General features: G+C 53.9%; 13 protein-coding genes. 4 read left to right on the top strand and 9 right to left on the bottom strand.

Translation table 11 applies throughout. From position 1 onward, the window contains the following. Positions 1–13 precede the first annotated feature (13 nt). On the bottom strand, positions 14–3,091 hold the full coding sequence (locus tag HMPREF9141_RS07035; RefSeq protein ID WP_007367936.1) for a SusC/RagA family TonB-linked outer membrane protein: 3,078 nt from the start codon (positions 3,089–3,091) through the stop codon (positions 14–16). Between the two features lie 1,011 nt (positions 3,092–4,102). Here HMPREF9141_RS07035 and HMPREF9141_RS07030 point away from each other — a divergent pair. From HMPREF9141_RS07030 to HMPREF9141_RS07015, 4 genes are all read left to right on the top strand, one after another. Continuing rightward, a complete protein-coding gene (locus HMPREF9141_RS07030; protein WP_007367934.1) occupies positions 4,103–4,690 on the top strand; it encodes a hypothetical protein in 588 nt (195 codons plus the stop codon). 451 nt (positions 4,691–5,141) lie between these two features. Next, a complete protein-coding gene (locus HMPREF9141_RS07025) occupies positions 5,142–8,132 on the top strand; it encodes a SusC/RagA family TonB-linked outer membrane protein (protein ID WP_007367933.1) in 2,991 nt (996 codons plus the stop codon). 31 nt (positions 8,133–8,163) lie between these two features. After that, the gene (locus tag HMPREF9141_RS07020; protein WP_040554657.1) at positions 8,164–9,888 is read left to right on the top strand and encodes a RagB/SusD family nutrient uptake outer membrane protein; all 1,725 of its coding nucleotides are present in this window, start codon (positions 8,164–8,166) and stop codon (positions 9,886–9,888) included. 181 nt (positions 9,889–10,069) lie between these two features. Next, positions 10,070–11,815, top strand: a complete 1,746-nt coding sequence (locus HMPREF9141_RS07015; protein WP_007367931.1) for an alpha-amylase family glycosyl hydrolase — start codon at positions 10,070–10,072, stop codon at positions 11,813–11,815. Positions 11,816–12,739: 924 nt separating this feature from the next. Here HMPREF9141_RS07015 and ahpF read toward each other — a convergent pair. From ahpF to HMPREF9141_RS06975, 8 genes are all read right to left on the bottom strand, one after another. Next, positions 12,740–14,293 (bottom strand): alkyl hydroperoxide reductase subunit F, encoded by a 1,554-nt coding sequence (ahpF, locus tag HMPREF9141_RS07010; RefSeq protein ID WP_007367928.1) that lies wholly within the window; start codon positions 14,291–14,293, stop codon positions 12,740–12,742. A 106-nt stretch (positions 14,294–14,399) separates the two neighbouring features. Then, a complete protein-coding gene (gene ahpC, locus HMPREF9141_RS07005; RefSeq protein WP_007367927.1) occupies positions 14,400–14,966 on the bottom strand; it encodes an alkyl hydroperoxide reductase subunit C in 567 nt (188 codons plus the stop codon). Between the two features lie 303 nt (positions 14,967–15,269). Next, the gene (locus tag HMPREF9141_RS07000; protein ID WP_007367925.1) at positions 15,270–15,815 is read right to left on the bottom strand and encodes a hypothetical protein; all 546 of its coding nucleotides are present in this window, start codon (positions 15,813–15,815) and stop codon (positions 15,270–15,272) included. 87 nt (positions 15,816–15,902) lie between these two features. Continuing rightward, entirely contained in the window at positions 15,903–16,613 is a 711-nt protein-coding gene (locus HMPREF9141_RS06995) for an ABC transporter ATP-binding protein (RefSeq protein WP_007367924.1), read from the bottom strand. 19 nt (positions 16,614–16,632) lie between these two features. Then, positions 16,633–18,294: a putative transporter gene (locus HMPREF9141_RS06990; protein WP_007367923.1), complete on the bottom strand. Its 1,662-nt coding sequence runs from the start codon at positions 18,292–18,294 to the stop codon at positions 16,633–16,635. 66 nt (positions 18,295–18,360) lie between these two features. Next, positions 18,361–19,179, bottom strand: a complete 819-nt coding sequence (locus HMPREF9141_RS06985) for a PfkB family carbohydrate kinase (protein WP_007367922.1) — start codon at positions 19,177–19,179, stop codon at positions 18,361–18,363. A gap of 807 nt (positions 19,180–19,986) precedes the next feature. Next, on the bottom strand, positions 19,987–20,214 hold the full coding sequence (locus HMPREF9141_RS06980; RefSeq protein WP_040554656.1) for a hypothetical protein: 228 nt from the start codon (positions 20,212–20,214) through the stop codon (positions 19,987–19,989). 6 nt (positions 20,215–20,220) lie between these two features. Beyond that, complete coding sequence (locus tag HMPREF9141_RS06975) at positions 20,221–22,218, bottom strand: leucine-rich repeat domain-containing protein (protein WP_040554655.1); 1,998 nt, start codon at positions 22,216–22,218, stop codon at positions 20,221–20,223. Positions 22,219–22,366 lie beyond the last annotated feature (148 nt).

Genomic DNA, 22,366 nt, shown 5'->3' with positions numbered 1-22,366 from the left:
ATCTGTTAAACAATTAGAAACCCAGTTCCAGACCGAAGGTGAATGTGCGTAGGGCAGGTGTCTGGAATGTGCATACGCCGTCGACACGCATCTCCGGATCGACCGTGAGGTCTTTCGACTTCCATGTGAGGAGGTTGCTTGCTGCGAAGTAGAAGCGGGCCTTGCTCAGACCGAAGCGTGACACCCAGTTGCCGGGAGCGGTGAGACCCAGCGTCAGGCTCTTCAGACGGAGATAGTCTGTCGGCATCAGCCAGCGCGAAGAGTTCTCGCTTGTGTTGCCGTACTGGAATACAGGCTGCGAGGCACTGGTGTCGCCGGGACCCTTCCACGTCTTGTTGATGTCATAGTAGGCAGGAACGGCACCGCGGAAGAGGTAGGATCCGTTGTTGTGCTGCCATGTTGCACCGTCGTAGGCCTTGCCGCCGAGAGAGAAGGTGAAGTTCAGACCGAAGTCGATGAACTTCCAGGTAAGGTTGTTGCTCAGGCCTCCTTCGAGGGAGGTCTCGTGGTTGCCGATGATGACCTTGTGAGCCTTGCTGGGGTCGGTGGTCGTCTTGCGGGCATCGGCGGTTCCGTCATTGAGATAGAATGCCTCCTTGCCTGTCGCCGGATCGACACCTGCATACTCGTAGCCGTAGAAACTGTAGTAAGGCTCGCCGACCTTGTGGATGCGGATGCCGCTGATGATCTGGTCCTGGTCGCCGTAGATCTTCGTCAGCTTGTTGTGGTTGTGTCCGAAGTTCAGAGAGGTTGTCCATGAGAAGTCCTTGGTCTGGATGTTGTTGCTCGTGATGGTCACCTCGTAACCGTTGTTGCGCAGCGAACCGACATTCTTCGGAGAAGTCGGCAGGTAAGGACTGTCACCGCTGAAGTAGCCCGGCACGGCTGAAACCGGCAGGTCATAGATCAGGTCGGAGGTGGTACGTACATAGTAATCGAACGTCACGGAGATGCGGTCGAGGAAGGTGAGGTCGAGACCGACATTGAATGCACGGTTCTTCTCCCACTTCAGGTCGGGGTTGCCGATGCCGACGATGGCCATGCCCGACTTCCCGTTGTAGTAGCGTCCGAACTTGTAGAGGCTCATGTAGTCGTAATAGTTGCTCGGCAGCGTACCGTTCACACCGTAGCTGACACGCAGCTTGCCGTCGCTGAGGACGTGCTTCACCGGTTCCATGAACTTCTCCGCACCGAAACGCCATGCGGCTGATACCGACCAGAAGTCGCCCCAGCGGTTCGCCTTCGCCAGACGGCTGCTGCCGTCACGGCGGTAGCTTACGCCGGCATAGTACCTGTTGTCGTAGTTGTAGTTGACACGGCCCAGCCAGCTGGCAAGCGTGTATCCGCTCTTGTTGCTCTCGGCACTGGTCGTACCGGCATTGCCGAACTCATAGAGGTCGCCGGGATAATCGGTACCGTTGATGTAGTTGTACCTGTAAGTGTATTTTTCCGTCTCATAACCCAGCAGCGCATCCACGTTGTGCAGACCGAAGCTCTTCACGTATGACAGCTGCGTCTGGCCGTTGAGCTGGCTGAGGTCGCTTACCACCCGCTGCATCACCGCACCCGGCGCACCGTCGTTGGAGTAACGGTCCCAGAGGATGTTCTCCGTGTTGGAGGTATAGTCGTAGGTGACCTTCTCGCTCAGGTGAAGCGCGTCCCAGATGTTCCAGTCGAGCCTGAGCGAATTGAGCATACGCTTGATGTCGCTCTTGTCGCTCGAGTGTTCGTACTCGTAGAGCGGATTGATTTTGACGACGCTCTTCGTCTGTGCGCCTGATGCCAGGCTGCCGTCAGGAAGATAGGCAATGCTGGACGGTGACTGGAAGAAGGCATAGTTGGCGATTGAACTTGCATAGCTCGTGCCTTCATTGGCAAGCTGCTGGTTCATCTTCGTGAACAAGGCGGAGTAGTTCAAGGTGAAGTGTCCGAACCTGTGGGTCAGGTTGGCATTGCCCGTGAAACGCTCCAGTGCCTGGTTGGCGGTGATACCCGTCTGCTTCATGTAGGACAGAGAGGTGTAGAACTGCGTGTTCTCGCTGCCGCCGCTGAGGCTTACCTGATAGTTCTGATGGTGTCCCGTTTTGAAAAGAAGGTCTTTCCAGTCGGTCCACTCCTGGATGGGATTGCCGCTCTCGTCATAGCCTACAGTAGGCTTGGCGGCATAGTTCTCTATGTTCTTCTTTGCAAAGGTCTCCGCATCGGCTTCACTCATGCCTTTCTTGTAGAGTGCGAAGTTCTTGAGGCCGAGGGACAGCAGCGCACGACGGTCGTCACCGCCCAGCATGGGACGATAGTCGATGGCAAGGTTGGAGAAACCCCAGTCGCTGCGGAAGTCGACATGGGTCTTGCCCTTCTTGCCGCTCTTCGTCGTGATGACGATCACGCCGTTGGCGGCACGCGAACCGTACAGTGAAGCGGCAGCGGCGTCCTTGATGACGGTAATCGACTCGATGTCATTGCTGTTCAGCGTTGCCAGCGCACTTGTCCCCGACTCGTTGTAACCTGACTGTGCGGCACTGAGGTCACCGGAAATCACCGGCGTACCGTCGATGACATACAACGGATTGTTGCCCGCATTGATGGAACCCATACCGCGGACACGGATACTGCCGACGGAACCTGGAGCACCGGACGAACTCGTCACCGTAACGCCAGGAATGGAACCGGCCAGCTTGTCCTGGACGGATGTCACCGGCACATCGGCCAGCTTGCCGGGGTCGATGCTGGCTGCCGCACCCGTAAAACTTGATTTCTTGAAGTTACCGTATCCTGTCACAATCACCTCGTCGAGCGAACCGGCATCTGCTTTCATCACGACACGCATGCCGTTCTTCACCGGAACAATCTGGGTTTTCAGACCTACATACTGGAAACGCAACTGACTTTTCCCTTCAGGTACAGACAGATGGAAATTACCATCAATGTCTGTAACAGTTCCCATCTGTGTCCCGACAACCAGGACGGATGCGCCTACCACAGGCTCACCGCCATCAGCCGAAACAACAGTTCCCGAAATCTCTGTCTGCGCCAATGCTACACCTATGCAAAGGAACAGACCTGCTAAAACCATTGACAATCTTTTCACCATAAAAATAAATTATAAATGTAAAATTCTCTATAAAAACCGATGCAAAGATATGAATATTTATTTAACGCACAAAAGAAAACATAAATAAATTGAATATTTAACAGCACCGTTGGTTATGAATTGCAAGATACCAAACCTCTTAAATAGCATTATAGGCAGATTCTGTAAATTGTATCGGATGTCCCTTTCCCACTTTCAGGCAACCTGCTGCGGCCATCCTTCCTTTGGAGAAATGACAGGCTATGTGACTGAAAAAGAGAGCAGAAGAGACCGTATGGAAACATCGAAGACGCGAAGAAGCCCAAGTACGCAGCCTCCGTATGGCGGCATGGAATTTTCCAGAACCTCCTTACAACAACATAAAAACTGCATAACCGGTGCATCTTTTTACATTCTGCAGACAGGCGGCCTGTCCACGGAGAACAGCCTCCATAAGACCACCGGCCGACCGGGCAGGAGACGGACGGACGACCCTAAACCGGCCAGCCGGATTGAAAAGCAAACCCGAAAGCGGCCGGAACAAACCGTCAGACCACACCATCAACCCGTCAACCCAGTGTAGAAACAAGATGAAAAGCAGTCAAGCAAAAACGTTAAAAACACACCGGTCCCGATGTCCGCATTCCTGGGACAGGTGTTCCCAACCGGTCGGGAATCCTGTTCCCAACGGCTGGGAATCCTGTTCCCGACAGCCGGGAATCCCGTTCCCAGACACCGGTACTTCCCGCTTACCGCTGATGCTGAAGACGACCTTTTACGGACTCCCGCCTTTCCGGCAGGAAGAGGCCGTCCTGTTTCCGAAGAGGTGCGGCGTTCTCCGCAACGGAAAGAGAAAAAGGGACTGCTGCACAGGGAATCGGAAAACCGCAGAGGAAGGTAACGGCAGACCCATGCGGCCAGCTCGGATATGCCAAACATTATTAATATCCTGCCTGCTGCCTATAAAAAAAGTTTAGGGAAAACGTGTATGTGAGAACTTTTGTGTTTCTTTGCAGCAAAGAACAGACTGCAATGCCTATACGTACCCTTCTCCTCTCCCTGTGGTGGCTGCTGCCGGCCGCACTGCATGCACAGCAGGTGCTGGTATGCGATGGTGCGACACGTTTCCCGATACGTGATGTACTGGTCAGTGCAGACGGGAAGCCCGCCGGGCAGACGACATGGCAAGGATACATCAGTCTGTCCGGCCCCTTTCAGACAGTCAGCTTCCAGAAGAAAGGATATGTCCCCGAAAAACTGCTGAGAGAGGAGGTGCTGCGCGACACGGTCTTCCTCTTCCCTGCCGCCCACTATCTGGACGAAGTGGTGGTTGTGGGGAAACAGACGGTCGACGGACGGGGGATGCTGAAGAAGATGCCGAAGCGGGACATTCTGGAGAAGCGTCCCCCGAGCAGCCTGGGAGAGTTCGATCTGGGACTCATGCTCGACAAACGCTACCGGCGCGACCGCAGACACGTGGAACAGCTGCGGGAGATCTTCAAGAAAATGGATGGACTTGACGAAAAGGAAGACCCCGTCCTGAAGGCCTACCGGCAGACACAGCTGGAACTGAAAGCCGACTCCCTCCTGCAAAAGAACGCCCGGCAGCCGTCCCCATAGCCGGCTGCCCGCCGCCGGAAGGTGCAGCCCCCTGCCCGGGCAGCTCCACCCAGACGGCCATCCGGCGGACAGGCTCACCCTGCCGTGAATGCACATCCCGCTCCCCTGCACCATCAGAAAGGGAAACAAAAACAACCGGAAAAGAAAAAGAATATCGTTGTAAGCCACTTTCATCTTGCTTTTTAGACTGTTGATTGTATTCTCTACGCTCTAAATTAATCGGCCGCTTATTTGTTTATTTGAAAAAAATAAAATACCTTTGACAGCGGAAAAGAGATAAAAAACCTACGACTATTCTGCCTTGCAACGATCAACGACGTGCGGTAAACGGAGGCAATACCGTCTCTGGCGACGTACTACGCCAGCAGCAGATTTTTCGATGACTGACAATCAGAGTCATCAGGACAAGAAGCTATAAAGTATAACTAATTATTAAAAGATCTGATCCCTCATGAGCAGCAGATTGTTTATGAAGCGGACCGCAGTGATAGCTGTCGGTCTGACGTGTGCAATGAGTTCCTATGCCCAGTCAGTGGTACAGGGAAGTGTGAAGGATGCGTCGGGTGAGCCATTGATTGGTGCGACCATCCAAGTGAAAGGAGAACAAGGCGGTACCGTAACCGATATTGACGGTAACTTCAAGCTCCCCAATGTGAAGCCCGGTGCGACGCTCGTCTTCTCTTATGTAGGCTACAGCAACAAGGAAGTGGCTGTAGGCAACCAGTCCAATATCAATGTTTCTCTCTCCGAAGACAACAAGCAGCTCGACGAGGTAGTCGTCGTCGGTTATGCCGTAGGCACGAAGCGTACGGTGTCGGGAGCCATTGAGCGTGTAGGCAAGGGCGACATGAACAAGGGTGTCGTAACCACGGCAGCCGATGCCCTGAAGGGAAAGGTCAGCGGTGTCGTCATCAGCCAGAACGGCGGCGACCCGATGGGGTCTACCAATATCCGCGTGCGCGGTACCTCTTCGCTCTCCGGCGGTAACGACCCGCTGGTGATCATCGACGGTGTCTTCGCTGACATGACCATGTTCAACGCCCTTCAGCCCGGCGACATCGAGAGCATGACCATTCTGAAGGATGCCTCGGAGACGGCACAGTACGGATCCCGCGGTGCAGCCGGTGTCATCGTCGTCACGACGACAAAAGGAAAGAACGGCTTTGCCTCCCTTTCTTACAACGGCACGCTAGGCGTGAACACCATCTTCAAGAACCTTGAAATGCTGAGCGCAGATGCTTACCGTGCCACTGCCACCAAGATGGGGGTTGCATTCACCGACCTCGGCGGCAATACCAATTGGTTCGACGAAATAGAGCGTTCGGCCGGACTGACACAGACCCACAACATCGCCTACTCGTCCGGCAACGACTCCGGCAACTACCGCGCCAGCGTCGGCTTCGTACAGCGTCAGGGCGCATTGAAGAACTCGGATATGCGCAACTATACCGTGAAACTGGATGCCACACAGTACGCCTTCAACAAGAAGCTCAAGCTGGAGCTGGGTGTCCTGGGCAGTGAGCGCGACGGAAAGATGCAGTACGACCCGCAGAAGATGTTCTATTCTGCCGCCGCCTACAACCCGACCTACCCGACCTACAAGAACCCGCAGACAGGCGAGTGGGACGAAGACCGCCTTGCCAACGAGATATACAACCCGCTGGGACAGCTGGAGGTACAGGACCGCTTCGACGTAGGTTCGCTCAACGCCCATGGAAAGGCGACCGTCACGCTGGCTGACGGACTCTTCCTCAGTGCCTTCGGCAGCTATACCCGCATGAACCTCGACCACAAGCGTTACGTGCCGAACGACATCCAGCAGGGACGCATCAACGGCAACGGCTGGGCATACATCCGCAACATGAAGCGCACGGACATCATGGGCAACCTGCAGCTGACTTATACCAAGGACTTCGGCGAGCACCATATCGACGCACTCGCCCTGATGGAGGGCCAGCAATACAAGACCTTCTGGAATTCAGAGCAGTCGTTCAAGTTCGATACCAATTACTTCGGCTTCAACAACATGAAGGCCGGTGCCAACGTCTCCTGGGGCGATGTGGACTCCGAGTCTACGGAATATACCCTCTGCTCTTACATGGCACGTCTGAATTACATGTACGGCAACCGCTACATTGCAACCGTCAACCTCCGTACTGACGGCTCTTCAAAGCTGGGTGAAGGCCATAAGTGGGGCTGGTTCCCGTCAGCATCTGTCGCATGGGTCGTATCACAGGAACCGTTCATGAAAGAGGTGCGCTGGGTGGACAACCTGAAAGTCCGTCTCGGATATGGTGTGACGGGCAACCAGGATGTCATCGCTCCTTACAACTCACTGGCCCTCTATGCACCGAACGGCGTGACCTCGGTGAACGGTGTCAACACGACGACATACGCCATCCAGAGCAACGACAACCCTGACCTGAAGTGGGAGGTAAAGCATACCTTCGACATCGGCATCGACTTCGCCGCTTTCCGGAACCGTCTGAACGTTACTTTGGACTGGTATACTTCCAAGACGAAGGACCTGCTCTATACCTATACCGTACCTGTTCCGCCATTCACCTACAACACCTTGCTGGCGAACATGGGTGAGATGACCAATTCGGGCTTTGAAATCGGCGTGCGCGGCGACATCATCCGCACAAAGGACTTTACCTTCAATTCCGGCATGAACCTCAGCTTCCAGAAGAACAAGCTGAACTCGCTGAGCGGCACCTATAAAGGACAGAGACTGACGACCAGTGAGCACATCCCGGTTGCCAACATCAATGCGGCCGGCCTGACGCAGAACACCGGTGTGACCTATCTCATGGAGGGACAGCCGATCGGCGTATTCTACCTGCCCCACTGCAAAGGCATCGACGACAAGGGACAGTACATCATCGAAGACCTCGACAAGAACGGAACCATCGACACCGGCGACTCCGGCGACCGCAAGGTGTGCGGACAGGCGATACCAAAGGCTTACCTTGGCTGGGACTTCACCTTCAAGTACAAGAACTGGGATCTCACCATGCAGTTCAACGGTGCCTTCGGCCATAAGATCTACAATGGTACGGGCATGACCTACAGCAACCTCAGCAACTTCCCGACCTACAACGTGCTTTCTGACGCTCCGGAGAAAGGAATCAAAGACATACAGATTTCCGATTACTGGCTGGAGAAAGGCGACTACGTGAACTTCGAGTACATCACGCTGGGCTATACCTTCGACAAGAAGCAGCTCAAGGCCGACTGGATCCAGAGCATCCATCTCGGACTGGCCGTCAACAACGTCTGCACCCTCACCGGGTACAGCGGCCTGACCCCGATGATCAACTCCGCATCGCTCGTCCGTGTCGACGAAGGCCGTACGACCTACGGGACACTGGGTGTAGACGACAAGCGTCTCTTCCCGTTGACACGCACCTTCTCGTTCAATGTGTCTGTTAATTTCTAAGGTTTTGATAAACAAAAAAAGGAATACTATTATGAAGAAACATATTTTCGGAATGGCACTGCTCTCCACGGCACTGCTTGCAGCCTGCTCGCTGGACGAGACACCTCAAAGCAAGTTCAAAGAGACTGACGCTTTCGCAAATGCCACGCTGACCTATGTCAACTCTGTGGCAAAGGTCTATTCAGAGATCGGAGACGGCATCTATGGCGGTACGGACGCCATCCACTGTCTGCAGGAATTCACTTCTGACGAGGCCATCCTCCCGGGACGGCAGGGCGACTGGGTAGACGGCGGCAAGTGGCAGAACTTCTTCCTCCACAACTTCGCATCGTCTGTGGACACCTACAACAACAACTGGAAGCATATCTACAAGATCATCGGGCAGTGCAACGGCTCCATCGACCAGCTCACGCCGATGCTCGGCGAACATCCCGACTACAAGCCGTATGTATCCGAGCTGCGTGCCCTGCGCGCCATCTATTACTATTATGCGATGGACCTCTTCGGACAGGTGCCGGTAGTGACGTCTTCCAAGCAGGGAACCAGCGATGTCAACCAGAGCAACCGCTCGGATGTGTTCAAATTCGTCGTCAAGGAACTGACAGAGGCCATGCCTGACCTCGCAGATGACCAGAGCCAGAAGACCGGCAAGTATTTCGGACGTATCACCAAGCCTGTCGCCTATATGTGTCTGGCAAAGTGCGCCCTCAATGCACCTGTCTACAACACGGATGACGTAGCTCCGGACAGCTACAAGGCGTTTGTCGGCGACGACAAATCGAAGGAATGCAAGGCCAGCGAAACCCTCGGTGCAAACATATCGGCAAAGGGAATGGACATCAAGATGACCGTGGACGGAACGGAACGCAACTGCTGGGAGACCGTGAAGTACTGCGTGGACAAGCTCGCAGGCTTCGGCTACACCCTCTCGCCGAACTATGCCGACAACTTCGTCACACAGAACCAGAACTCTAACGAGAACATCTTTGTACGTCCGAACGACGACAAAACGTACAAGATTACCGATTACAACCTGATCCGCTCCGTACACTACAACCATGCGAGTGCCGCCGGATTCAACGGATGGAACGGTGCCTGCGCCACGGTACGTGCGATGAAAGTGATGGGATACAAGGAAAGCAACGAAGACCCACGCCTGCGCCAGAACTACTGGGTAGAGCAGGAGTACACCCAGCAGACCGGCGGCAAGACCGTGGACGACGGTGTCGGCGGGACGCTCTCTTACCGTCCGCTGGCAGTCGTGGTAGACTTCGATGCCAATGCCGACAAGCATGACGTGAAATGCGCCGGCGCCCGTTTCAAGAAGTATGAGTACGACCCGACGGCAGCCGCACAGGGGCAGTACAACAACGACCTTGTCATCTGGCGTTATGGCGATGCGCTGCTGATGAAGGCGGAAGCAGAATACCGGCTGGGCAACCATGCGGCGGCACTGACACTCGTCAACCAGGTCAGGGACCGGGCACACGCCACCCCGCGCACCTCGCTCAACCTGAATGATATTCTTGACGAACGCATGATTGAACTGGCCTGGGAAGGCGTACGGCGTCAGGACCAGATACGCTTCTGCACCTTCACCCAGCCGACGGCAGACCGCTATCCCGGTGTCAGCCACAATGCTTCTGCCGGCGATTACCTCGATGACACCCAGGGATACACCTGCGTCTATCCGATTCCTTATGAGGTGCTGAATCTGAACAAGAATCTCCATCAGAATCCAGGCTATAAGAAATAAAGCCGGTTCTGATTCCTTATCACAGCCGGGATGTCCAAGGATATTCCGGCTGTCAACTTTCAGGGAACACAGACTCCTCCATCCTATTCTTCCTTTGTTTTTCAAAAGGATATCCGTACTTTTGCATCAGACAACACAACAGGAAGTCCGACGGGCATCCTGACAACTAAAAACTTAAACAATGAAGAAAAAAATCATCACAGCAGCAGCGGCACTGGCCATGGCAGTCCCCATGACGGCCCAGATCGGCACGAACCCACAATGGCTTGACAATGCCGTTTTCTATCAGATCTATCCTTCCTCTTACATGGATACGGACGGGAACGGTATCGGAGACCTGCCCGGCATCACCAGCAGGCTGGATTACATCAAGTCGCTGGGCGTGGATGCCTTGTGGCTGAATCCCGTATTCGAGTCGGGATGGTTTGACGGTGGCTACGATGTCATCGACTTCTACAAGATTGACCCGCGCTTCGGTACGAATACCGATATGGTGACGCTGGTCAACGAAGCCCACAGAAGAGGCATAAAGGTCTGCCTGGACCTGGTGGCAGGACACACGAGCGTGAAGTCGCCGTGGTTCCAGGAATGTGCGAACGGCGACCGCAACGGGCGTTATTCCGACTATTATATATGGACTGACACCATCTCACAGAAAGACAAGGAAGAGATTGAAGCGCGCCACAGGGATGCCAATCCGGAGGGAAGCACACGTGGGCGTTATGTGGAGATGGACGCAAAACGCGGCAAATACTATGAGAAGAACTTCTTTGAATGCCAGCCTGCCCTGAACTACGGCTTTGCCCATCCCGACCCCTCTCATCCCTGGGAGCAGCCTGTGACGGCACCCGGGCCGCAGGCCGTACGCCGGGAGATGAAGAACATCATGGCCTTCTGGTTTGACAAGGGCATCGACGGCTTCCGTGTGGATATGGCCTCTTCGCTCGTCAAGAACGACCCGGGGAAGAAAGAGGTGTCAAAGCTGTGGAACGAGATGAGGGCATGGAAGGACAGGCATTATCCCCAGTGCGTACTGATATCCGAGTGGAGCGACCCGGCCGTCGCCATCCCTGCCGGCTTCAACATCGACTTCATGATCCACTTCGGCATCAAGGGCTATCCCTCTCTCTTCTTCGACCGCAACACACCGAACGGCCGGCCGTGGGAGGGACAGGACATCTCCAAGGAGTACAAGTTCTGCTACTTCGACAAGGCAGGAAAAGGAGAGGTGAAGGAATTTGTCGACAACTTCACGGCAGCCTTCAACCGCACAAAGCAGCTCGGCTACATCGCCATCCCGACGGCCAACCACGATTTCCAGCGTCCGAACATCGGCACGCGCAACACGATGGACCAGCTGAAGGTGGCCATGACCTTCTTCCTGACCATGCCGGGCGTACCGTTCATCTATTACGGTGACGAAATCGGCATGAAATACCAGATGAATCTTCCTACCAAAGAGGGTAGCAACGAACGTGCCGGGACACGTACTCCTATGCAGTGGGCTGCCGGTCCTACCGCCGGCTTCTCCACCTGCGAACCTGCCCGGCTCTATTTCCCTGTGGATACGGAAGACGGAAAGCTGACGGTGGAGGCACAGGAGAAAGACCCCAATTCCCTGCTGAACTTCACCCGTGAACTGGTCCGCCTGCGCCATGCCCACCCGGCATTGCAGGGAAACGGAGAATGGGAACTTGTCAGCAAGGAAAGCCAGCCCTACCCCATGGTCTACAAACGTACGGCCGGCGGAGAAACTGTAGTCGTTGCCGTCAACCCCTGCGACAGAAAGGTATCGGCGAAGCTCCCACACATCGGGAAAGCCCAGCCGTTGATTACGACAGGAAAGGCCGTCTATAAGACCGGAAGCGGCAGCGATGCCGTCGAACTGAAAGGCATATCGGCCGCCGTCTTCAGGATCATGGAGTAAGCCCTTCTTCCGTCAACTGGCCTCGGGACAGACCGGAGGGTGTGCCAAAACGCAGGACTGCGAGAGATGTCTCCCTTCCCTGTCGACCGTCCCCCCTCTATCCTCAACCGACTAAGACCATCGCCGTCACTGCATTCTTTGTGCTCTGACGGCGATTGTTCTTTGCAGAATGACGGTTGATTTCAGGTTCTTCCGTCAAATGGATAGATAGGAATAGAATAAAGGGCTTGTGTACTTGCATAGTATGACTCTCCAAAAACGGATGGTTTTACAAAAGAGGGTAAACTACAGGATAAAAGGCAGAAAAGACAAATGGATACGATGCCTGTCCGTCATCCTGTCTTTCCGTCTTTTACACACAATTTATTTCCATATCATCGGTGTTTGTAAATATTTTTATGCAGTTCAAAGCTGACACATGCTCTTCTGGCTTCTAAAAGATGCCTGATTGACCTGCAATGGGTGCTCCTTTAGCGTGTTACCAACGCCCTTTTGAAGTCCAATTAAGCACCTCTTACAAACGACTTGACAACCGATTGATTGACTGCTGGTTACAAACTCCCTTTTTGCACGTGTTCTTTACGTTTACAGATGATCTGTTTGAAATTATGTAATGGTTTTTCAAAATCTTATCTGTCTTTTCAACGTATTAAAATGAAAAGGTCTTTGACTCGGAGGCTGATGATAGGATAGACAGTTGACGGTCTTGACCATGTTTTTGTTTCATCAATCACTTCGGTTCTTCCGTTAAAGCCATATGAAAAGCATCTACGCATTTAACGGAAAAACCTGATTTCAGGAGGAACGCTGTCCTGACGCATCCTCCCACAAACACCACAAAAGAATCCGGTGGACAAGCAGAAGAGGAAGTCCCTGCTTATCACACCGGATTCAAACTGTACTCAGGTAAGAGACTACAGTAGCTTATATCACTCCACGGATGCGGTCTTCAAAGGCCGACAGGGCCGCCTTGGCCCCTTCACCCAGGGCAATCGCAATCTGTTTGTAAGGAACCGTCGTCACGTCGCCGGCAGCGTATACACCAGGCAGACTGGTACGATTGGCCACGTCAATGACAATCTCCTTGCGCGGAGTCAGCTCTACTTCGTTCCTGAAGACATCGCTGTTCGGCGACAGACCTATCTGTACGAAAACACCGTCCAGGGGAATATTGCGTTCCTCACCGCTGATACGGTCTTTCACCGTGATGCCCGACAGCTTCTGTCCGTCACCCAGAAGCGCCGTTGTCTGGGCAGACAGGAACACTTCCACATTGGGCAGACCGGCAACTTTCCGCTGCAGCACCTCATCGGCACGCATCGCATCAGCAAACTCGAGGACGGTCACATGACGGCAGATGCCGGCCAGGTCAATGGCAGCCTCGATGCCCGAATTGCCGCCGCCGATCACCGCGACATCCTTTCCTTTGTAGAAAGGGCCGTCACAATGCGGACAGAAGTGCTCGCCATGACCGATGTACCTTTCCTCACCAGCCAGACCGAGACGACGCCAGCCGGCACCTGTGGCAATCACCACTGCGGGTGCGGCGAAAGTCTCTCCACCACGTACAGAGACCGTCTTCAGCCTGTCTTTCAGGTTTGCGGCAACTACCTGCCGGTTGTCGAATATATCAATCGGATAGTCTGAAAGATGCGTGCGGAAATCGGCTGCGAGCTGCGTGCCGGTTGTCCTGGCGACCGAGACAAGGTTCTCGATGCCGGTCGTGTCATTCACCTGTCCGCCGATACGTTCTGCCACAACGGCCACCTTCAGCCCCTTCCGGGCGGAATAGATGGCGGCCGACACACCGGCAGGTCCGCCGCCGAGAACCAGGACATCATACGTACGGACAGGCTGCACGGCCTCCCCGTCATGGTCCGTCCCGACCTTGTCTTCCAGTTCCTGCAGCAGCACGCCGAGGTCGCCGCGTCCCACGTGGAGCGGTTCGTCATTGACATAGACGGCAGGGACTCCCTGTATGCCCAGACGTTCTATCTCGTCCTGATACTGTCCGCCGTCCACCATCTCATGGCTGATACGGGGGTTGACGAGCGCCATCACATTCAGTGCCTGCACCACGTCGGGACAGTTCGTACAAGTAAGGGAGACGTAGGTCCGGAGCCTGATCTCCCCTTTCAAAGCCTTGATACGCGCGGTGATTGCCTCATCGGGAAGGTTCTTCCCCTGTCCGTCGGCATTGAGGATGGCAAGGAGGAGCGAAGTGAACTCATGGCCGTTGGGGATACCGCGGAAACTGATTCCGGTTGCTTTTCCATTGCGGAGGATGCTGAACGAAAACCGTTCACCCTCCTGACAGACAGTGCTGATTCTGTCGGAGACAGAAGCGATGTCCTCTACAAAAGCCGAAAACTCCGCCGACTGTGCTTCGTCGCTGTTACGTACGACACTGAGCGTAATGTCTGATGAGAGCGAACTGAAGACGCTTCTCACCTGTTTAAGTATATCTGGATCTATCATGGGACTTGTTGAATTCTCTGCTTATTCTACAAAAAGTGGAGAGAAAAAGCCCGCAGGCTCCTCCCTCCACCGGGACTTCTATGACGATTTGATGTCCGCTTACGTCTTAGAGCTTGCCGACGAGGTCGATGCTCGGCTTCAGCGTCTCGCCGCCCTGCTTCCATTTGGCCGGGCAGACTTCCCCGTCATGGGTCGCTACAAACTGGGCTGCCTCGACCTTGCGTACCAGCTCATCGGCATTCCGGCCGATGCTGTTGTCCTGGATTTCGGCAATCTTGATCAGCCCTTCTGGGTTCACAAGGAACGTGCCACGGTAAGCGACGCCCTCATCCTCCTTGTAGACACCGAAGCCACGGCTCAGTACGCCTGTAGGGTCGGCGAGCATGGTGTATTTGATTTTCTTGATTCTCTCAGAGGCATCGTGCCATGCCTTGTGTACAAAATGCGTATCGGTACTTACCGAGAAGACCTCTACGCCCATCCCCTTCAGCTGCTCGTATTTGCCGGCCAGGTCTTCCAGCTCCGTAGGGCATACGAACGTGAAGTCGGCAGGATAGAAGAAGAAGAGTGCCCACTTTCCTTCAATGTCTTTGTTGGAAACTGTCTTGAACTGTCCGTCCTGGAAAGCCTGGACGGTAAACTCGGGTGCATGTGCATTGATAATTGGTTCCATATCTAACTAAAAATGTTTATGTGATAAATTCTTCTGTTTTGTGATGCAAAGATACGTGCAGAATCCAGCATCTCCAAAAGATAAAAACTATCAAGCAATAGAGAATATCTATCAGACAGGAACAATATAATGGGTTTCAGATATTTAGGAACGGCACAAGCCCTGTTGAAAAAAGATGGTCTGCCATGAAAAAAATATCGGACGGTGCAGTCCCGGCACCGTCTTCAACTTATAGAGAGGTGTGCCAGACATACGTTCATCGCCCTGTCTGACACACCTCTGAGAAACCGGAAGAGAACCTTCTCACTGTATCCGCACGCTCTTTCCGTCTTTGTAACAGGCAATGGTACGGACACCGTCGGTGTAGATATCCTCGCTCCCCGGCATATCCAGCGTGAAGCCGGCAGCCTTCACCTGTGCCACAAGATTATCGTATGCCGCCTGGTTGAACACGGCGATGATGACCGCCCCGTCCTTGAAGGCAATGTAACTGGACACTCCCTTGCGCATCGGCTTCGGATAATCCGCATACTTGTCGGCCGTGAGGAGCTTGGCCAGAGCACAGTTCTTGTAATACATCTTAGAGAACCTGTCCAGACGGTAAACCTCATAGTTGGCCTTCAGCTTATAGCCATACTTTTTCGTTATCGCCGCTGCCTTGTCAGGGTTCTGGTACATATCCAGTGCTTCGGCAATCGTAATCACCTCCTTCAGCGGCTCGACAGCTACAATGCTGTCTCTGTGTACAGGGACTGCAGCAGGTTTCGTTGCAGTCTGCTGCGTACCGCAGCTGAAGAAGGTCATGGCTGCCACAAGGGCGGAGAATACGATTGATACGTTCTTTTTCATATTGTTGGTTTTGATGATGAATGACAAACGGGGGCAGGCGTTTAAACAGGCACGCCATCGGCACACGGATGTTTCCGAAGCCATGCTTCAGCCGCCAAGGACAGCCTGCATAGAGGCCTTTACCTCATCGGCGGAGACACGGTGCAGCGAGCGGTCTTTTACTTCCAGCAGGCAGTCGGCGAACCGCACGGCAAGCCCGAGATCGTGGGTAGAGAGCAGGATGAGTTTGTCACGGTCGTGCGCCATCCGCTGCAAGAGCCGGAAAGTCTCGGCCTTGGAGGGGAAATCAAGGAATGCCGTCGGCTCGTCCAGGAGGATGGCAGGTGTCTGCTGGGCGAGCGCCTTGGCTATCATCACCTTCTGCCGTTCGCCGTCGGAGAGGGTCTGGATCATCCTGTGCCGCAGCGGCTCTATCCCCACGGCGGCAAGGGCATCGGCGATGACGGTCCGGTCCGCATCATGAAGGCGGCCGAAGAAACCGGTATAAGGCGAACGCCCCAGACCGGCCACCTCCTCTACCGTCAGGTTCTGTATGTCGGGCTTCTGCGTCAGGACAATGCTCACCTGCCGTGCCAGTTCCCGCTGCGAGAACGTTCCTACCTCCCTGCCGTCCAGCAGCAGCTCGCCCCCCAGCTTCGGCAGAAACCCCGTAAGCGTCTTCAACAGGGTCGACTTGCCGATGCCGTTATCGCCTGTCAGACACGTCAGCTGTCCGCTCCTTACCACGGCATTGATGCCGGAGATGACCGGCAGGGAAGGCGAATAGCCTACAGACAGATGAGACAGGCGGATGACCATGGCCGTAAAGTATAAGCCGTCAGACGAAGAACATCACCAGCACCTGGGCGATGATGACCCGGACGAACATACCCAGCGGATAGACCGTGGCATAACTGATGTTGCTGGTCTCGCCCTTTACGGTGTCGTTGGCATAGCCCAGGGCCATCGGGTTTGCCATCGAGCCGCAGAGAATACCACAGACCGTACCGAAGTCGAACTTCTTCAACCGCAGTGCGATGATTCCCACGATGACGACCGGGACAACCGTGAGGACAAATCCCAGACCGATCCACAGCAGTCCGTCAGGACGGACAACCGTGGCAAGGAAGTCCTTGCCGGCATCCAGCCCGAGGCAGGCCAGATAAAGCGAAAGCCCCAGTTTGCGCAGCATGAGCGACGCACTGCGCGTCGTATAGGCGATGAGGTGCAGACGGGGGCCGAACGCACCGGCAAGGATACCCATGATGATGGGGCCACCGGCAATGCCCAGCCGTATCGGCGACTCCATTCCCGGAATCGAAACCGGAATGGTTCCCAGGGCCAGACCGAGCAGCATCCCGAGGAAGATAACGGCCAGATTCGGCTCGTTGAGCGTCTTTACGGAGTTGCCCAGGAACTTCTCGGCATGGTCGATAGCCTCCGGCTGTCCCACCAGTGTGAGGCGGTCGCCATAGCGCAGGACAAGGTCCTCGGTGGCAAGCAGTTTGATGTCGCTGCGCAGGATACGGCTCACATTGACGTTGTATGCGTCGCGCAGGTGAAGCTGTCCGAGCCGTTTGCCGTTCAGGACACCCTTCGACAACACGATGACACGGCTTTCCACTTTCGAGTCAAGGTGGTTCCAGTCCACCTGTTCCTTGTTCAGGTCGCGTTTCACCTTCTGTCCGAAAAGGATTTCAATGGCAGATACCTCTTCGCGCTTGGTTGCGACAAGCAGGTTGTCGTTCGTATGCAGCACGGTCGTCCCCTTGGGGACAATCACCTCCTCTCCACGCCAGATGCGCGAGATGATGAACTTCAGATGTGTCCCCTGTGCTACCGTGGCAATCGTCTTGCCGTCGACAGCCGGGTTAAGGATGACAAACTGACCGATGTAAGTATGGTCATCATCCGAAGCGGAGTGGACGACAAGGTCGTCCGGCCTGACGAAGAACCTGCGGATGAAGATCATGGCGAAGATGACGCCTACCACACCCAGCGGATAGGTGACCGCCGTTGCCAGTGCCGCGCGGGCACCGCTGACTCCTGCATGCTGCAGGGCCTGCTGCCCGGCACCGAGAGCCGGCGTGTTCGTCGTCGCGCCGCAGAGGATGCCCACCATGTCGGACATCGGCACCTTCATGGCATAGGCGAGTGCCACGGACATCACCGTACCCAGCAGGATCACGCCCAGCGACCAAAGATTGAACGATGTACCCTCGTGTCGGAAAGAGCCGAAGAAATTGGGACCGACACTCAGACCGAGCGTATAGACGAAGATGACCAGCCCGAAGGTCTCACAGTAATCCAGCATCCGGCTGTCTACCGTCAGGCCGAAGCTGCCTACGGCGATGCCGAAGAAGAAGACGAAGGCGATACCCAGCGAGATGCCGCCTATCCTGATTTTCCCCAGGCCTAAACCTATCGCACAGATGAGCGAAAGGACTACCACAGCCTGCAGTGCCGAAGGAATTGAAAAGAGTCCGTTGATCCAGTTCATATCGGTTTGATTTTGGAGTCAAGGAGTGGATAAAGTGCCAGCATCTTTCCCCCCTGCCTCCTCGTATTACAATATCCCAAGATATTTTTCCAAAGGAATTCCCATGTTCTTGTCCTTGTTGTCCTTGTTGAGATCGATCAGCCGGTAGACACCGTCCATCGCCTTCTGCGTGCTTGCCTCCAGCTGTCCCCCGTCAAGGAGATGGCCGATGAGGATGGCGGAGAAGATGTCGCCTGTACCCGGGAAATGAACAGGAATCTCTGTGTAAGGCAGCGAGAAATACTGACCGGTCCTGTGGTTGTAACCTGCCACGGAGGGAGTACCGTCGATGAGAACCGAAGTGATCAGCGCCGACTTTGTGCCGATGCCACGCAGCCTGTCGAGCAGGTTCTCCGCATCGTCAAGACCGATGCCGTCCTCGTTGTACGTACTGCCGGTGAGGTAACAGGCCTCGGTATAGTTCGGGAAGATGAGGTCGGCAACGCCGATCATCTCACGCATGGAGTTGACGGTGGCAGGTGTCACACCGTTGTAGAGCTTCCCCTCATCGCCCATGATCGGGTCGACAAAGATGGTCGTACCCCGTGCAGCCTGTTCACGGCAGTAGCCTGACACCAGCTTCGCCTGCCGCTCGGAGGCGATGAACCCCGTGGCGACGGCATCGAAACGGAAGCCCAGCTCCTTCCAGACGGGGAAGACCCCTTTGATGTAATCCGTCGTCTCCAGTATATTGAACTTGCCGTAATCGAGCGTGTTCGAGACCAGTGCCGTCGGAAGATTGTACACCGGATGCCCCTGATAGGACAGGATGGGAAGCATGGCAGCCGTCGCCACCTTGCCGTATCCCGCCATGTCATTGATAAGAAGTATATGTTTCTTACTCATTATGTGGATCTTGATTGGACTGCAAAGGTACGGTAAAGCGCATGAACCGCAAAATAAAAAGGCACAAATCGTATGATTACAGCGGCTCGCAGACCTCGCTCCTGTCTTTCCGACGGCTTGTACGGCCCTGTTCCAAAACGTTCACGCCAGCATACCGGTACTATGAAAGCGGGCAACGCTCTCTGCCTTTCTGCGGCTTCCGTCAAGGAGGACGCCTCACACGGAGGGAGAGAGGACACAGAGGAGAAGTCACACTGGACCACCGCGGCTTGAACAAGCAAACATACTGCTCCTTGCAGAGGCGGGACTTTATACAGAACATATCAAGGTCAACCAAGTTTGAAAGTAAAACGGAAAGCACTCTGACCAAAAACAGCAGACTACATTGCACAAATGCCCCTGAATACCGGGACGGTTGTTCCCAACACCCGGGAATCCGATTCCCAACGCCTGGGAATCCTGTTCCCAACGCCTGGGAATCCTGTTCCCAACACCCGGGAGTCCTGTTCCCGTGCGGGTTCATGTATCCGGTTTGCCGGCGGGAGGAAGAAACAGGAAAGGAAAAAGTCGGACAGGGGCAGGGGATTTGTCTCACACGGAGGGGGAAAGGACACAGAGGAGAAATCAGCACCGATGTGCAGAGAAAGGAACACTGGGAAGAGAGAAGAAGCAGGAAAAAAGAGAAGAAAGGGAAAAGCGGATGGCGCAGATGTAATTTATCATTTCCCATCCATGTATTCAACAGAAGAACCCGAAGAGGTAAACAAAACCTCCCTCCTCACCACACGGAGAGGAGGGAGGTCGTCCTTAATCGTCCCAGAACCCATCAAAGTGGTGCCCCTTGGCACCGGAGACACCCGGGCCGTCGCCGGTGTCATCGTGTACATCTCCCTTGTTCGGCCATTTGGAATGGTCTGAACCGATGTCGTACTTGTCCTTTTCAGATGCAACGGTAAGCAGCAACTCTATCTCTATAGGGGTAACGACGATACAAGGACGGTAATATGTTTTTTTCTTTGCGGTCATAGTTTTCATTCTCCTTTATTTTACAATATATTTCTTACCATTCACGATATACAGACCGGCCGGCAGTCCCTCGAGGTTTGTCGTACCGCGCCGGACAATCTGTCCGTAGACATTGTAGACGTTGTTGCGGCCGGCAAAAGTACGGCCCGACTTCGAGGTATCGGCGGCAGGAAGCGTGCTGATGCCCGTCGGATCGGTATCGATGCTCCGTGTATAGAACGCCTGCCTGGCAGCTCCCGACACGCCATTGTCTCTGCTGAGTTCTACGACTGCGGTCTGCGGGGTGAATATGACGTCTGTGCGCATAGCCTTGTAAAAGGCATTCTCCCATTTCGGGTCGTTGCCGGAGTAATAATAGTAGCTGTACATCGGCACTTTGGCTCCTTCAGTGTAGCTGCCGATAAAGGTGTACTTCACGCCGTCCCTTTCGTGGCTTACGCTCTGTGCCTTCAGCTTCTTGGCAAACTTGTCGTTGTCCGTGTCAGTATCTTTGGTTACGCCTACGATAATGCTGTACTTGGCATGGTGAAGACCCGGGTGAATCATGTAGGGATGGTGTGCCTTCATGTCCTTCACCTCGGTCTTGAACTGCAAGGTAATGTATTTCTTGCCGGTGATATGCGGGTCGTTGTCGCTCTTCACACCGCTGAACTCGCATACCTCCGTAGCATCGCCAAAGACATTCTTGATCTGCTCTTCCGTCAGACTGAACGGGAAGCAGACGGAATACCACTTGCCCTCGACAAGACGCTCGTCCCTGTGCGTATCCTTCAGCTTGGCAGTGAGCATGAACTCGTTCCAGCCGGCATAGTCGCCAGTGGAATGATGAAAGTAATCAGAATGTATTTTGGGATACTTGTTCCCATCTTTATCAAAGACCCATTTGTTGTCGTCTTTACGATAAGAAGGATAATTCTTGTATTCCTCTGTGCCGATTACCTGAATATATTTATTGACATAATTTTCATAGGCCTCTTTCGGATAGTGCAGTACGGTATAATGACCGGTTTTAGTCGTAAAATCGGCCAATTTAACCGTAGCACCATTTTGTATATTGTCTTTGTTCTTAAGTTCATAGTCATAAGTGTATTGGACTGGATCAAACGCATGGTTCTCCGCCTTTGTATTGCAGCCCAGTACATACACATCCGCCAGCGGAGATCCTGTCCCGCCAAAAGCCTGACGTTCAATGCGCTCTACACTTTCAGGGATGACAACCGTCTTCAGTCCAGTCCCCTCAAAGGCTTCCTTTTTGATGGTCTTCAGCGAGTTCGGAAGGCGTACGGTTCTGAGGTTCTTACAGAACTCGAAAGCACCCAAGCCAATCTCTTCGAGACTTTCGGGAAGAATGATGCTGGTCAGTCCTGTACAGCCCCAGAAAGCATGAGTATCAATCTTCTTCACTCCATAGTGGAAATCTACCATTGTGAGATTTTTACATCCGTCAAATGCTTTATCACCTATAGATTTTACACTCGTACCAATGGTCAACTTCTTAATCCACTCTGTACGGGTAAAGACAGTTGCAGTAATCACCGTAGTCCCCTTATTTGCATCCTTGGTAGCATTTGGGAATACCACGCTTGTCCACTTGCTAAAATTATCGTTAAACGAGAACTTGGTCTCTTTGATACTCTCCGGTAGGACAAGTTCGCCAAGTGGATTGCCACCGTTCAGGAACCTTGAATTCTGCCCAAGGGTTTTAAGTATGTCATCATTAGCAAAGTCTGCCAATGCCAGGTTCAAGTCTGTAACCTTTGAGAAAATCGGGGCGGGATTATTGCCCACACCGAAGAAGCTCGTCCAGTCAGTCTGCGAAATCTTCACACCGGCGGCAGTGACCAGCTTCACATGCTTGACGGCTTTATTTTCTGGGGTGAAATTACCGGGGGCGAGGTCGCCGTTGGCATTCACCGTGATGACAAGCGTGTCGCCTCTCATCTCTTTAGTCGGACCGGCATACGCCATGATGATGGTCATGAGCATAATGCCTAACACATAAATTCTTCTCATTTTCATTAAAAAAAACACTTATTATGATTCAACATTAAACAACTCTCTCTAAGGTAAGAGCACCCATGTCTCACGACGGAGATACCCTCAGGAATATAATTAGGCTGCACCTCACGTGCAGCCCCTTACATGAAAATGTTGTTTTCAG

This window comes from Prevotella multiformis DSM 16608 (assembly GCF_000191065.1).
Taxonomy (GTDB): Bacteria; Bacteroidota; Bacteroidia; order Bacteroidales; family Bacteroidaceae; genus Prevotella; species Prevotella multiformis.
Note: the sequence above shows the minus strand (reverse complement) of the source record. Positions and strands in the feature narration are given on the sequence as shown.